The sequence below is a fragment of the Vibrio rumoiensis genome, from assembly GCF_002218045.2.
In the GTDB taxonomy this organism is placed as follows: domain Bacteria; phylum Pseudomonadota; class Gammaproteobacteria; order Enterobacterales; family Vibrionaceae; genus Vibrio; species Vibrio rumoiensis.
The window spans coordinates 1,033,665-1,047,451 of sequence record NZ_AP018686.1 but is presented as its reverse complement, the minus strand read 5'-3'; the positions used below and the strand labels follow the sequence as shown (position 1 = coordinate 1,047,451).

The 13,787-nt window shown below is 39.2% G+C and carries 12 protein-coding genes; 5 read left to right on the top strand and 7 right to left on the bottom strand.

Features of this window, described 5'->3' with window-relative positions; translation table 11 throughout:
- Nucleotides 1–2: 2 nt before the first annotated feature.
- From pstC to VRUMOI_RS17150, 3 genes are all read right to left on the bottom strand, one after another.
- Entirely contained in the window at nucleotides 3–968 is a 966-nt protein-coding gene (gene pstC, locus VRUMOI_RS17160) for a phosphate ABC transporter permease subunit PstC (protein ID WP_089137848.1), read from the bottom strand.
- Between the two features lie 162 nt (nucleotides 969–1,130).
- Complete coding sequence (locus tag VRUMOI_RS17155; RefSeq protein ID WP_089137847.1) at nucleotides 1,131–1,952, bottom strand: phosphate ABC transporter substrate-binding protein; 822 nt, start codon at nucleotides 1,950–1,952, stop codon at nucleotides 1,131–1,133.
- A gap of 418 nt (nucleotides 1,953–2,370) precedes the next feature.
- Nucleotides 2,371–3,159, bottom strand: a complete 789-nt coding sequence (locus VRUMOI_RS17150; RefSeq protein WP_089137846.1) for a ferredoxin--NADP reductase — start codon at nucleotides 3,157–3,159, stop codon at nucleotides 2,371–2,373.
- A gap of 164 nt (nucleotides 3,160–3,323) precedes the next feature.
- Here VRUMOI_RS17150 and VRUMOI_RS17145 point away from each other — a divergent pair, with 164 nt between their 5' ends.
- The 4 genes from VRUMOI_RS17145 (at nucleotide 3,324) to VRUMOI_RS17130 (ending at nucleotide 7,557) form a co-directional block, all read left to right on the top strand.
- Nucleotides 3,324–4,970 (top strand): phosphoethanolamine transferase, encoded by a 1,647-nt coding sequence (locus tag VRUMOI_RS17145; RefSeq protein ID WP_197712966.1) that lies wholly within the window; start codon nucleotides 3,324–3,326, stop codon nucleotides 4,968–4,970.
- Nucleotides 4,971–4,994: 24 nt separating this feature from the next.
- Entirely contained in the window at nucleotides 4,995–5,372 is a 378-nt protein-coding gene (locus tag VRUMOI_RS17140) for a diacylglycerol kinase (RefSeq protein WP_089137845.1), read from the top strand.
- A 62-nt stretch (nucleotides 5,373–5,434) separates the two neighbouring features.
- On the top strand, nucleotides 5,435–6,112 hold the full coding sequence (locus tag VRUMOI_RS17135) for a response regulator transcription factor (RefSeq protein WP_089137844.1): 678 nt from the start codon (nucleotides 5,435–5,437) through the stop codon (nucleotides 6,110–6,112).
- On the top strand, nucleotides 6,112–7,557 hold the full coding sequence (locus VRUMOI_RS17130; protein WP_089137843.1) for a sensor histidine kinase: 1,446 nt from the start codon (nucleotides 6,112–6,114) through the stop codon (nucleotides 7,555–7,557). Before VRUMOI_RS17135 ends, VRUMOI_RS17130 begins: the two co-directional genes overlap by 1 nt.
- A 183-nt stretch (nucleotides 7,558–7,740) precedes the next feature.
- Here VRUMOI_RS17130 and VRUMOI_RS17125 read toward each other — a convergent pair whose 3' ends face one another.
- Nucleotides 7,741–8,577: a bifunctional allantoicase/(S)-ureidoglycine aminohydrolase gene (locus VRUMOI_RS17125; RefSeq protein ID WP_089137842.1), complete on the bottom strand. Its 837-nt coding sequence runs from the start codon at nucleotides 8,575–8,577 to the stop codon at nucleotides 7,741–7,743.
- Nucleotides 8,578–8,802: 225 nt separating this feature from the next.
- Here VRUMOI_RS17125 and VRUMOI_RS17120 point away from each other — a divergent pair, with 225 nt between their 5' ends.
- On the top strand, nucleotides 8,803–9,669 hold the full coding sequence (locus VRUMOI_RS17120) for a LysR family transcriptional regulator (RefSeq protein ID WP_089137841.1): 867 nt from the start codon (nucleotides 8,803–8,805) through the stop codon (nucleotides 9,667–9,669).
- 7 nt (nucleotides 9,670–9,676) lie between these two features.
- Here the strand turns inward: VRUMOI_RS17120 and VRUMOI_RS17115 are convergent, their stop codons facing one another.
- From VRUMOI_RS17115 to VRUMOI_RS17105, 3 genes are all read right to left on the bottom strand, one after another.
- A complete protein-coding gene (locus tag VRUMOI_RS17115) occupies nucleotides 9,677–11,053 on the bottom strand; it encodes an EAL domain-containing protein (protein WP_231897535.1) in 1,377 nt (458 codons plus the stop codon).
- Nucleotides 11,054–11,534: 481 nt separating this feature from the next.
- Nucleotides 11,535–11,642, bottom strand: coding sequence for a LacI family DNA-binding transcriptional regulator (locus VRUMOI_RS19785; protein ID WP_197712965.1), 108 nt, complete (start codon nucleotides 11,640–11,642; stop codon nucleotides 11,535–11,537).
- Nucleotides 11,643–11,805: 163 nt separating this feature from the next.
- A complete protein-coding gene (locus VRUMOI_RS17105; protein ID WP_089137838.1) occupies nucleotides 11,806–13,323 on the bottom strand; it encodes an EAL domain-containing protein in 1,518 nt (505 codons plus the stop codon).
- Between the last annotated feature and the right edge of the window lie 464 nt (nucleotides 13,324–13,787).

Sequence of the window (13,787 nt, the reverse complement as noted above, 5' to 3'; positions counted from 1 at the left end):
GCTTACCTCGCTTTCTGACGGTTAAGGTACAGAAGAGCAGCATTTAAAATCATGATGAAGGCTAATAGCACCACACCTGTTGCATAAAGCGCGTTGGCGTGAATACCACTTGCGTAAGACATTTCAATGGCAATGTTCGCGGTTAAGGTTCGAGCGGAGTCAAGAATGCCTTCTGGCATGGCCGGTGCATTGCCCATTACCATAATAATGGCCATGGTTTCACCTAACGCGCGGGCGATACCTAAGATGACACCAGTCATGATCCCTGAGCGAGCAGCAGGTAGGAGGATTTTAAATATGGTGAATGTTTTTGAAGCGCCAAGCGCCAGAGATGCTTCTTTATAGGCATGTGGCACGGCGCGAATCGACGTTTCTGAAACGGTGATCACGGTCGGTAGAATCATTACACCTAGCACAATGATACCGGCTAGAATGGTGTTACCGGCGGGCACTTCAAAGATTTGCTGAATTAACGGTACGATGATCACGAGACCAAAGAAGCCGTATACCACCGAGGGAATACCTGCTAATAATTCAACCGCAGGACGAATCACATCCGCAACACGTTTAGGGGCAACTTCAGCAATAAATATTGCGGTTAATAGCCCAACGGGTACGCCAAGAAGAACGGCGCCTAAGGTAGAAACAACCGAGGCGACGATCATGGTGTAAACACCGTACAATGCCGGTGGTAGCCAGTTATCACCTAATACGATGCCAGAAACGCCCACGGCTTTAAACGCAGGGATACTTTCAGCAATGATGAAGTAGGCAATAAGAGCAAGAGAAACGATACCAATGATGGCACTGCCAAGAAATAAGCCGTGGAAAATTTTCTCTTTCCAATCAATGCCTTTTTTCTGGCGTAGGTTGCCATTGTGTTCAGAAGTTTGGCCTTCTGAGTTTGCGACAGTATTCATAAGCTTGTCACTATCTGTTGTTTGGTCACTATAAGTGGCGATGGTCATAATCAAAACTCACATATCGAAAAATGCTTCTACCCATCGTATTTAAAGTCGCAGTTTTGTTGTCGTCGCTGCTAATCTAATTACGGTGGATATGGTAAGTATCCCGAGATGGAAAATAAGCCCAGCCCTTACGAGCTGAGCAATTAAAGTTAAAGGTGTTGCTTAGTGAATGTCGATGTAACCGTTAGACGATACTAATTTTTGAGCATCTTTGGTTAACATCCAATCTAGGAATTTTTGTGTTGTTGGCGTTGGTTTACCTTCGTGGTAAAGCACTAAGAAAGGACGCGCTACTTTATAAGAGCCATTTTTAACGTTAGCAACATTCGCTTCAACACCGTCTACCGCAAGAGGGTGAACCGTATTATCTACAGAGCCTAAAGAGATGTATCCGATTGCGTATGGGTTGCTTGCGACCATGGTTTTAAGGCCACCGTTACCGTTAGCGACTTGAGCACGTTGAGAGATAGCCGATACTTTGATGCCGTTGACTTTCATTTTTAGGCCCATGATGTCTTCAAATGCGCCACGAGTCCCTGATGCGGTATCACGAGTAATAGTTACAATTGGCTTATCTTCACCACCGACTTCTTTCCAGTTAGTAACTTCACCTTTATAAATCTTAGTGATTTGAGCTGCAGTTAAACCTTTTAGGGTATTTTTTGGGTTAACGACAACGGCGATACCATCACGAGCAATCACTTCTTCCTTAAGTGTTGGCTCTTTTTCTTCTGCTTTTAAGTCACGAGAAGACATGCCAAGGTCGGCTGAGTTATTCTTTGCCGCTTTGATACCGGCAGAAGAACCAGGGCCTTGAACTTCGATAAATACATCAGAGTTGGTTTTCATGTATGTTTCAGCAAAGACTTCCATTAACGGAGTAACACTACTTGAACCTACCGCAGAGATAGTTTCTTTGGCTGATACTGGGTTTACTGTTAGTGCGCTTAAAATCGCTAGAGCACTGATTACTGTCTTTTTCATACCTTAGTTTCCTTTATGGCTTCATGCCGTTAAGTCGTTGAGTTGACGAAAGCCACTTTAGGGTTGAATTATGACAGTTGTGTTACATTAATTTGAAACATAGATGACATGAAGAAAATTCTGACATCAATGTTACGGCTTACGCAGCGTTAATTGACGTTTATACCAAGGGATTGTCGAACTTTGGTGATGATTTTTTGAACATGACAATGAAAAGATAGGAACAATATCAAAGCCCTTTTCCCTGTCATATTCCAGAATGTTTGTACCTGGACGATGTACTGGATACGTAGGTATGTAATGACATTGCCAAGTATGGCCAAGAGTTTGAACGCAAAGAATATCAAGCGTTATTAAAGCCAAAGAATAAGCAGTAGTTGGATTATTCTTTGGCTTAAGTTGGTATAGGTGAGGGGAATTACCAGTAGTTCTCAAAGCTAAACTGGCCGGCTTCACGGCGTAAGTGTTTTTTATAGCCCATTTGTTGCAACGTATCACGAGTATCATGGATCATATCTGGGTTGCCACACAGATATAAAAAACTCTCATCGTGACTGAGTTTTACGTGCGCAGCTTGTTCTAAACTACCATCTTGGATTCGCTGAGGAATTCGACCAGATAATGCCCCTGGCGTTTCTTCACGTGAAACAATCGGCACATAGCGCAGTCTACCTTGATAGGTTTTCATTAATGCCATGATTTTATCTTTGTACACGAGTTCTGCTTTCGTACGAACCGCATGCACTAAGACTAAATGTTCAAAGCGTTGACATTGATCTACTTCTTCTAATATGGATAAAAATGGGCCGATTCCGGTTCCCGTTGAAAGCATCCATAAGTCGGTTGCGGTTTCAGGCACTTCGTCAATGGTCATAAAGCCAGCTGGTAAAGTGCCGACTAATATCTGATCACCTTCTTTTATATGGCCGAGTAATGGCGTGAGTTTGCCATCGGGAATTTCAATCACTAAAAATTCCAATTCGATTTGATCGTCGGTGAGATGAGGTTTGTTGACCATAGAATAGGCGCGTCTTACCCATTCACCCTGCTCGTTAAGGGCGGCAAGCTTGCTAAATTGACCGGCGGTGAAAGCAGGAGTTGGAAAGGCGTTAGCGGGAGCTTGGACACGTAGTGAAAATAAGTGGTCATCCCAATCAATGCGTTTGATCACTGTGCCCTTCACAAATCCAAGTGGTGTGTCTTTCATGCGTTTCTCCTCGTTTCTTTCGAAAAATCAACTACTCCAGCATACACCTTGAGTATAGTTTGGCAATTAGGCTTAGCCATCTTGCGCTAAGTTTCAGTGTATCTTCAGCTAATCTTCAGTTTAAGCTCATATGCTGCCGCCATTCTAATTATGGTGTAACTCTTATGTTGACGTTTATTTCTCGTTTATGCGGTTCAGACAGTTTTTATCGACCAAGTGTCAAAGTGACAACCTTGGTGGTATGGCTGGCTTTTTATTATGGCTTTATTCTTAACTTTCCTATCGTGGCTAAAATATTTTCTTTGAGTCAGGATGTCCCTGATTTTTGGTTTCCTTATACGGCGCCTTTTGTTTTACTTTTTGCCTTTATTGTTATTTTTTCCATTTTTGCGTTGCCAATTATTTTAAAACCTTTCTTTATTATTTTGACATTAACTTCAGCGCTGGCTTTGTATGCCGAGCATGAATTTCACGTGTTATTCGATACCTCAATGATCGAGAATGTAATTGAAACTAATGTCTCGGAAATTTTGTTCTATTTTAATGTTCGTTCGGTGCTGTACTTATTAGGTTTTGGGGTCATTCCAAGTCTGTTGCTGTTATGGGTAAAAATTGAGTATAGGCCATCCATTTTTCGCGAGGTTGCGGCGAGAGTTATCTTGGTGTTGGTTGCCTTGGTTGGGATTTCAGTGATCGCGATTACCACTTATAAAGATTACGCTTCGGTTGGGCGAAATAACAAATATCTCAATCGGATGATTATTCCTGCTCATGTTTATGATGCTTATAAATATCTCAGACGTAATTACTTAACCAAACCTTTGCCATACCAATCGTTAGGGGATGATGCCAAGCTGATGCCCACGGAAAATGGTAAGCCGACGCTAGTGGTGATGGTGCTAGGTGAAACGGCGCGCGCCATGAACTTTACTGATAATGGCTATGCTCGCGATACTCAACCGTATACCAAAGATTTAGGGCTCATTTCATTTAAAGATGTGTCATCGTGTGGCACTTATACGGCATTGTCGGTGCCATGTATGTTCTCGAATATGAATCGAACTCAATACAACAAGGCGAAAGCGAATGCGCAAGATAATGCGGTGGACATTATTGCTAAAGCCGGCGTAGAAACGCTGTGGGTTGATAATGATGGTGGGGATAAAGGCGTCGCGCATCATACTCAATTAATCAATATTGATCCTGGAAGTGATGAGACCTTATGTGATGGAAATACCTGCTTTGACCAAGTGATGATTAAGCCGGCAAAGCAATTTATTGAAAAAGATCATAAGAATAAATTAGTCGTTTTGCACGCCATCGGCAGTCACGGGCCGACATATTTCCAGCGTTTTCCTGTGGAAATGGCAAAATTTGCCCCGTGGTGTAATCGTAAAGATATCGAGCAATGTACCGACCAAGAAATTACCAATGTTTATGATAATACTCTGGTATATACTGACTTCTTTTTGGCGCAAGTCATTGAACAATTGAAGGGCTACTCTAAGGACTATAATGTCGCGCTGATGTATGTGTCGGATCATGGTGAGTCATTAGGAGAGAATGGTTTATATTTGCATGGAACGCCTTATGCTATTGCCCCTAAAGAGCAAACCACAGTGCCTTGGTTATTATGGTTGCCAGAGCAATATGCTCAACAAAAACACATTGATGCTGCTTGCGTAAAACAGGAAGCTCAACAACCTAATTATTCACACGATAACTTTTTTCACAGTTTAATCGGGTTGTATGGAGTTGAAACCAAAGATAAGCAAGCAGATTTGGATTTATTTTCAAACTGTCATAGATAAATTTAATAGAGTTTACTAATTAATATGAATGAAAAAATTGTCGTCAAACGTACCGGTATTATGCGTATTATCTTTACCCTAAAGCATAGCTTTAACGGTTTGAAGTGGATGCTAAAAAATGAAGCCGCTTTTCAACAAGAGTTAGTGTTGTTTCTTCCATTAACAGTCTTAGCTTGCTACCTTGATATCAGCGCAGTGCAATCGGTTTTCTTAATTTTATCGTTAATGTTTGTGCTATTTGCTGAAATGGTCAATACCGCCATCGAAGCGGTCGTCGACCGTGTAGGCTTGGAATATCACACTTTATCTGGCGTGGCGAAAAATATTGGTTCTGCAGTGGTGACACTGAGTATGATTATGTCAGCCATGGTGTGGGGTGTGATTGTTTATCCTTTATTTTGATCATGAACTCGATGTCAAATAACCCTTTCACATTGACAGTTTTGAATACGGAAATAGACAAAATGAAATTATTGGTGATTGAAGATTCAGAAGCATTGCGACGAGGTCTTATTGTTGGTTTGAATAACCTCGGCTTCACTGTTGATGAAACGGGTGATGGTTCTGTCGGTTTAACGATGGCACTGAATCATCAATATGATTTAATTATTCTCGATTTAATGCTGCCCAATGTCGATGGTATGAGTATTTTGCGTACCATGCGTCAACAAGGTATTCAGACTAAGGTACTCATACTCTCGGCTAAGACACTTCCTCAAGATAAAATTGATGGTTTAATGCAAGGCGCGGATGACTACTTAACCAAACCATTCTCGTTTGAAGAATTACATGCGCGTATTTTGGCGATCTTACGCCGCGGGCAATTACTACAACAAGGCAATAGTCATCAAGTTGGAGGGTTTTGTTTAGACCTTGAAACCAAAAGTTTCAGCTACCAAAATCAAGAGCTCGAATTGACTCGTAATGAATTTAAAATCATTGAATGTTTATTTTCAGCCAAAGGTCGAGTAGTGAATGTGGAAATGATCAGCGAAGCCGTTGTTGGGACGTTTGATTACTTATCGAAAAATACCATCGAGTCGCACTTATCGTCGGTGCGAAAAAAAGCCCGAGCATTAGGGGGCGTTTTACCGGTTAAAAATAAACGCGGGTTTGGCTATTTCGTTGAAGAGACGAAGTAATGATTATTCCTGTGCGAGCGTCATCGATTAAGCGCAACTTAGTGAATTCTATTTCGGTGGTGTTTGGGATTATTATTTTTGCCGTTTACCTTTCAATAGATTTAAGCCTAGATAGCTGGGTTGATAATCAATTCGATAAGTCGCTGATCAATAAAGCGAACTATATGAAATCGTTAGTTAAGGTTTCAAATGGACATTTAGATTTCGATGATAAGGTGATTTCGGACTATGAAGATGAAGACATCTACTATTATCAACTCTGGACTCAAAATCAAAGTTTAAAGCGGTCTCAATCGTTAACTGAATACCCTGATATTGAGCTGTTAAAACTTTCACTGCCATTAAATACCAATCAATTACTGGATGTCACCTTGCCAAATGGGGAAGAGGGAAGAGCGTTTCTTTCCCATTTTTTACCAGAATCCGAACAGCTTTCGGTGACACATGAACACCCGGTTTATTTAACAATCTATCAATCAACTAATTCGCTAGAGCATATGTTAATGTTGGTCGATACCTTATTGATTGTGACGTTTTTTATCTCCATCGTTGTGATGCGTTACATATCAGTGCGTATTGTAGATAAAGGATTAAAACCATTACAAACGATCAATGCTGAAATTAAGAAAATTAAAATTGATGATCAAAATTCAGTGACAGAGATTCCGACACCTTACTTGCAAGTAGAAGAAATCGAGCCGATCCGCAAAGAGTTAAATACCTTTATTAAAGCCAATCAGGCGTTTTTACAAAATGAAAAGCGCTTAACAGGCGATATTGCTCATGAGTTAAAAACCCCAATTGCAGAAATAATGAGTTTGAGTGAAGTCTATATTCATTATCCTGATGATGAACGTATCGGAGCAACCTATAAACAAGATATGCTTAAAATTGCTCAGCGAATGAAAAAAATTGTCGATAATTTATTGCTATTACAGCGAACGACATCAGCGACGATTCAAATTGAGCACGAGGTGATAGATCTATACCAACTCACCACCGAGGTGATAGAAGAGCTGGCTTTTAAGTTTGAGAGCGTCAGTGAGCGCGTGCATATCGATATTGAGCAGTCATTGGTCGTTGGTGATTCATTTTCACTCCACACGATTTTGGTGAATTTGATTGATAATGCTTTATTTTATAGCCCAGATAACTCAGTCGTTACGGTAGTATTAACAGAACATCAAGGCTCACTTGTATTAGAAGTAAGAAACCAAGTACGTAATGAATTAACGGCTCAAGATATATCACAGTTATTAGAGCCTATGTATCAGGTCGATCAATCGAGAACCTCAAATGACCGCTACGGTTTAGGATTATCGATTGTTAATAATCTTTGTGGGCTAAATGGCTACAAGATTGAGGTGAGTTATCAAGCGCCTGAAATTTGCTTTCGTATTCATTCGTTAGATAAAGGGGATGATGAAATGAGGAAAGAAAGTTAAATAAACTGTTCTGTTTTTGTTTGGGATGGTTACTGTCATCATAACGGTGTATTCGGTTTTACCGTGTACCCTTCAACCCCCCTTTGATGCCCACGAAATATTATAATTTGGGCATAGTTAACCTAGCTTATCTCTTTATTGAGTAAGCTAGGTTTTTTTATACCTTTGAAGTACGTAGGTTGATTAGTTTGTCGGACGGATAAACGGCATATGGCGGTTTACGTCTTTATACAATAAGTAGCGGAACGGGCCAGGACCACCGGCATAGCAAGATTGTGGACAGAAAGCACGAAGCCACATAAAATCACCCGCTTCCACTTCAACCCATTGTTGATTTAAGTGATAGACCGCTTTGCCTTCTAGGACATAAAGCCCATGTTCCATTACGTGTGTTTCATCAAATGGAATGACACCACCTGGTTGGAAAGTCACGATGTTAACGTGCATATCGTGGCGCATATCGGTTGAATCAACAAAGCGAGTTGTCGCCCAAGCATCATCGGTTTCTGGCATTGGAATCGGCTCAATGTCATTTTCATTGGTCACGAAAGCTTCGGGTACTTCTAAACCTTCCACATATTGATACGCCTTACGCACCCAGTGAAATTTAACCGGTTGATTGCTGTTATTATGTACCGTCCAATTGCATTTTGGTGGCAGGTAAGCATAACCACCTTCGGTCATGTGATGTTTTTCGCCTTCAATAGTAATGTCCATTTCACCTGCGACCACGAACAATACGCCTTGAGCCGCTGGATCGAGTTCAGGTTTATTGGAACCACCACCGGCTTCAATTTCGACAATATACTGAGAAAACGTTTCGGAAAAACCACTCAAAGGGCGAGCGATCACCCACATGCGCATCCCTTCCCAGAAAGGTAAAAAGCTGGTCACGATATCGCTATAAACGCCTTTAGGGATAATTGCGTAAGCTTCGGTTAATACTGCGCGATCCGATAACAGTTGAGTTTGCGGAGGTAAGCCTCCCTGCGGAGAATAATAGCTGTGTTTATTGGTCATTCTTGTGATCCTTCATACAAGAGAGTGAAGATATATCCATCGTATTTGAAGCTGCAGCTTTGCTGCCGGCGGTTCATTCACTTGTCGCCTCACTGCAACTCTAATTACTTTGAGTGTAGATTTATTATGCGCTTCACAGTTGTAATTTAAAAATTAAATAATTTAATTACTATTAGTGGGAAATCCACTAGATTAATTGATTTAAAGAGTCGGATGAGGTGATAGATGAATACAACATTAGATCCTGTGTTATTGCGCAGCTTAATCGCGGTTGTGGATACGGGGAGTTTTACTCGTGCTGCCGATAGTACCCACTTAACTCAATCGACGATTAGCCAGCAGATCCGCAAGCTTGAAGCACAATTAGACTGCGAGTTATTGGTGCGTAAAAAGCGCTACGCGACTCCTACAATGGAAGGTGAACGCATTGTTAGCCATGCTCGCCGAATTCTTGCCATGATGGAAGAAGCAATCGCCGAAACTGTGAGTACTGCAGAGCAAAGACCAATTAAACTCGGAGTCCCTGAAGATTTCGCCACGCATGAGTTAGTTCCGACGTTATCTTTGTTTGCCAAAGCTTTTCCTGAAACGCGTTTAGAAGTAAAAAGTGGCATGTGCAGCGATATATGGACTCAGTTTCAAAATAACGAGTTAGATATAGCACTGGTTAAACACCGCCCAGACAGCGCGCATGGTATCGCTAAATGGGCGGAACCTTTGTGCTGGATTGATGGCTATTCATTACATAGTTTAGACAAGGAGATCGTTCCTTTGGTTGGTCTGCCCAGCACAGGATTGTATCGAAGTGAAATGTCACACACGTTAGATTCCCTAGGACGACGTTGGCGCATGGCCTATATTACAACCAGTTTATCAGGCGTTGGTTGCGCTGTAGAGGCGGGACTAGGACTTTCTTTATTGCCAAAACGTTTAGTTACCCCTTTGCATCGAGTGCTTACCCAAGATGATGGTTTACCGAATATTGCACCACTTGATTTGATTTTGCATGTTCAACCTCAATTAACGAATCAAAGTAAGTTATTGGCTGAACACTTAATAGAAGCCTGCAACAAAATATATCAATTGGTTTAGTTCGTTTTTAAGTATTCTTGTTTAAGTAATGTTCAATAAATTCTTGAAGTGGTATCGGTCTGCCATAAAAATAACCTTGGATGTAGTCAACATCATGGGTTTTTAAGTAGTCTAATTGTTCTTGTGTTTCGACACCTTCCGCGACGATAGCCAAGTTTAACCTTTTGGCTAAATCGATGATGTTGTCCACTAATGGGGCCGCGATGGCATCAGAACCAATTAAATCGATAAAACTCTTATCTATTTTTATAAAATCAAAGTTTAAATTTTTGATGTATGACAGCGTTGAGTGGCCAGTACCAAAATCATCAATCGCCATTTTGATGCCCATCTTATGTAACGTATCAAATACCGATCGAACTTCACCGTAATTGTCGATAGGTTGTCTTTCTGTTAGCTCTAAAACAACATGAGCTTTGGCATTGAGCGAGCTATTTATATATTTTTCACAACTGGTAATGAGAGATGATTGGTTTACTTGAGCAAAATGTTGAGCACTAATATTGAAACCGATATGAAAGCCGCTAGGTATTTTGTCTTCTACTGATGCGAGTTGATGGAAGGTGTTTTCCATCAATTGAGTTGTCATTGGAATAATGAGACCAGAAGCTTCGGCTAACGGTATGAATACATCCGGGTAAACAAGGCCTAGGTGTTTATTATTCCAACGAATGAGTATTTCAAGTCCCGATAATTCACCATTTGAGTCAATCACTGGTTGTGCGTAAGGGGTAAATTCATTATCAGCAAGGCTTTCTTTCATAATAAGCAAGCTAGAGTTTTTTTGAGCATTCAATAAAACATAGCGACCGATGATTAAAGAAATGACGGCAATAAATAAAATGATAATGGTGTAATTGGTAATAATGTTATTAATATAATCACTAGGTGATGCATTTGATGTGACACTAAAGTGATATTTTTCAGAGGTAACAATGAGATTACTTTTTGGTGGATTATTATGGATGACCCCATTTTTATCAAACAATATTGTTGAGGATTGAATTTGATAATCATCACTATCACCAAGGTTTTTGAGAATAGAGTAGAATACTTTTCCATTAATGGTGATTAACACGCCATTGCCATTATTAACTTCTTTAATGGCACCAATAACTTCCCCCGGAGTTAGAATTGAGGACTCTACAATAGACAACTTATTATTGGGTTTGCCTAGAGGCACGTAGGCAACTTGTTCTATACGAGGATTGGTAGAGCAGGTGACAACATTGTTCTTTACGATATTAAGCGTTTGAAATTCAGCATATTCGATGATGATATCGACAAGCTTTTGTTGAGTGGTTGCACAAGCGCTATCAATAAAAGGTTTGGCACGTTGAATAATTTCATCGGTGTCGTGTAATTTACCTTCAATTATTAACATAACCGCATTGAGCCGTTTAAGGATGGTACTATCATAGGATTGTATAGATTGGACAACGATAATCCCCGTACCGAATATAAATATTCCAACGGTAGCAACGGTTGCGAAAAACCATTGTCTGTATCTTAATATATTCTTAATTTTATTATTCATAGCTACATAGAGAAATATAGGTAACGGTATGAACCGATTATGTCCATTATCCTTACTTATAGCAATGACTATTTTGTCAATAAATATATGTTATTCTAGGGTGTTTCCGCTCAACTATTCATCATGTCAATCATAATGTATCTTCATACATTATGATGCAGTTAGAAGGGGAATGATTCTTTACTAAAGAAGTAAAATTAAATATTACGTCCAATCAAGCGTTAAAATAAACAATTAAAGCAATTAATGATACCAAGTGCCCAGCTTTCCTCTCTATTCATTCTCGTATTAATAATGAATAAAGTTAGATTAGATAGGCTTGATGAGGTTAACGGCTGGCTGTTTGTGAGGGCAAACTAGGGTCATTATTTAATACCCTTGAAACGGTTGAAGAGGATGTCCCTGTCTTTTTTGCAATGTCTTTTATGGTAGGCACGATAAACTTCCTAAATATTTTCTTTAGGATAACATGTCAAATTGGTACAAAAAGTGATCGATAATACAATAAATTTATCTATTTCGTCTGTGAATAGAAGCCAGATCGATGCAATACGCTTTTCTGTTTAGTCAGATCTGTTTAGTCAGAAAAATTATGGCTCTTAACTAAAATATTTTTCAATAAACTCTTCCAATGGAATTGGTCTACTGTAGTAGTAGCCTTGAATTAAATCGACATTCTTGCTTTTTAAATAATCCAACTGTTCTTGTGTTTCAACACCTTCCGCTACGATGCTTAAGTTTAACCTTTGTGATAAGTCGATAATGTTATCTACTAGAGGAGCGGATATCGCATCAGTTCCGATAAAATCAATAAAGCTTTTATCGATTTTGATAAAGTCAAAGCTCAGTTTTTGTATATAAGTCAGAGTAGAGTGGCCTGTACCAAAGTCATCAACGGCCATTTTAACATTCATCTTATGCAGCGCGTCAAAGACTAGTTGGGTGTCATCATAGTTTTCGATCGAATTTCTTTCCGTCAGCTCTAATGTTAAATGCACTTTTCCTGCGAGAGAATCTTCTGAGAACAGTTTGCAAGACTCGATAAGATCGTTTTGATTTTTAGGATCAAAGTGTTGTGCGCTGATATTGAATCCGATGTGGAATCCATTAGGGATTGTCTCTTCGCAGGATTTAAACACATCATAAGAGCTAGAAAGGAGCTGCTTAGTCATTGGAATAATTAGGCCTGATTCTTCTGCAAGAGGAATAAATTGATCTGGATAAATAAAGCCAATGTGTTTGTTTTTCCAGCGCATCAATATTTCACAACCAGTCAAATTACCAGAAGTATCCATAATGGGCTGAGCGAAAGGAACGAATTCATTTTTCTTAATAGCATTCTTCATAAAAGAAAGAGAGGAGTTCTTTACGGCACTTGAGTGAATATATTTTCCTATCGCAACTGAGATAAGAGCAAAAAAGATAATAATGCCCAAATAATGCTCTAAGAGGTTATTTAGATAGTAGTTATATTTTGTGGTTTCTTTTATTGTGTAACCATACTCTTTAGATCGGATCTCATGTGTGTTCTTGGTATCTTTTTTATCGTACACCTGACCATTTTTATCAATTTCGATGTTATCTGCTTTAATTCTGAAATGTTGGTGTTTGTCAGAAATATATTCGAGAGAAGAGTATATATCTTGGGCGCTAAAGGTTGCTAATACTCCAGACCCTTTATATAGGTCATTGATATAAAATACAATGTCGCCAGGGTGAATCACTTTTGAGATAGTAATATGCAGAATACCATTAGACACATCATACACTGGTGAGTGGTTGACCATGCGCGGGTTGTTAGAGCAGGTGACATTATTATCTTTAACGATATTAATGGTTTGAAATTGGTTGTATAACATTTTGATATCAACCAGATTTTGCCTCTCACAAGGCTGATCAAGCAGTTCGTGAATATCTGAAAAAACCACTTTTTTATCATTCAGCTTACGGTCAATCACGTTAACGGCTAAGTTTAACCGTTGAATAAGGTTTTCATCATAAGAATGGATTGATTGCGCTGTAATGATTAATACCCCTAATACCAATATTAATAAAGTACTAGAAATAGAATAAAACCATGGGTTATAGGCCAGATTGGTTTTCATGTGTTTTTTCATTGGCTTTCTTTATATGTAATACAGCAAGGAAAAAGGAACGTTTTTGCCACAAAGCATTGACGCTCTTGTGACTTTTATTATTGATTTTATTATTAACTTTTGATTATAGGTTTATATGGACTTTAAGTAAATAAATTAAAACATACAAGATTATTATTAAATTAATCACCCATAATGGTTAATTATAAAAGTATTATTTTGCTCTTATTGTTTTTAAATTAAGTTCGTTATTATTGTTGGATATATTTCTTCTCGGTGGCTACACATCGTCATCACTTAACTAAAAGAGATCGCTATTATGACAATAGTCAATGATTCCCCAATGAACGCTGTTGCCAGTATCTTAAAACATAAACCGAATTTTAAGCCTAAAGCCGCTTTCATCCTTGGATCTGGTCTTGGTTTTCTCTTCATTCCATTTCACTCTTAATAATTTAGCTCATAAAATGAACGATCGAATTCAA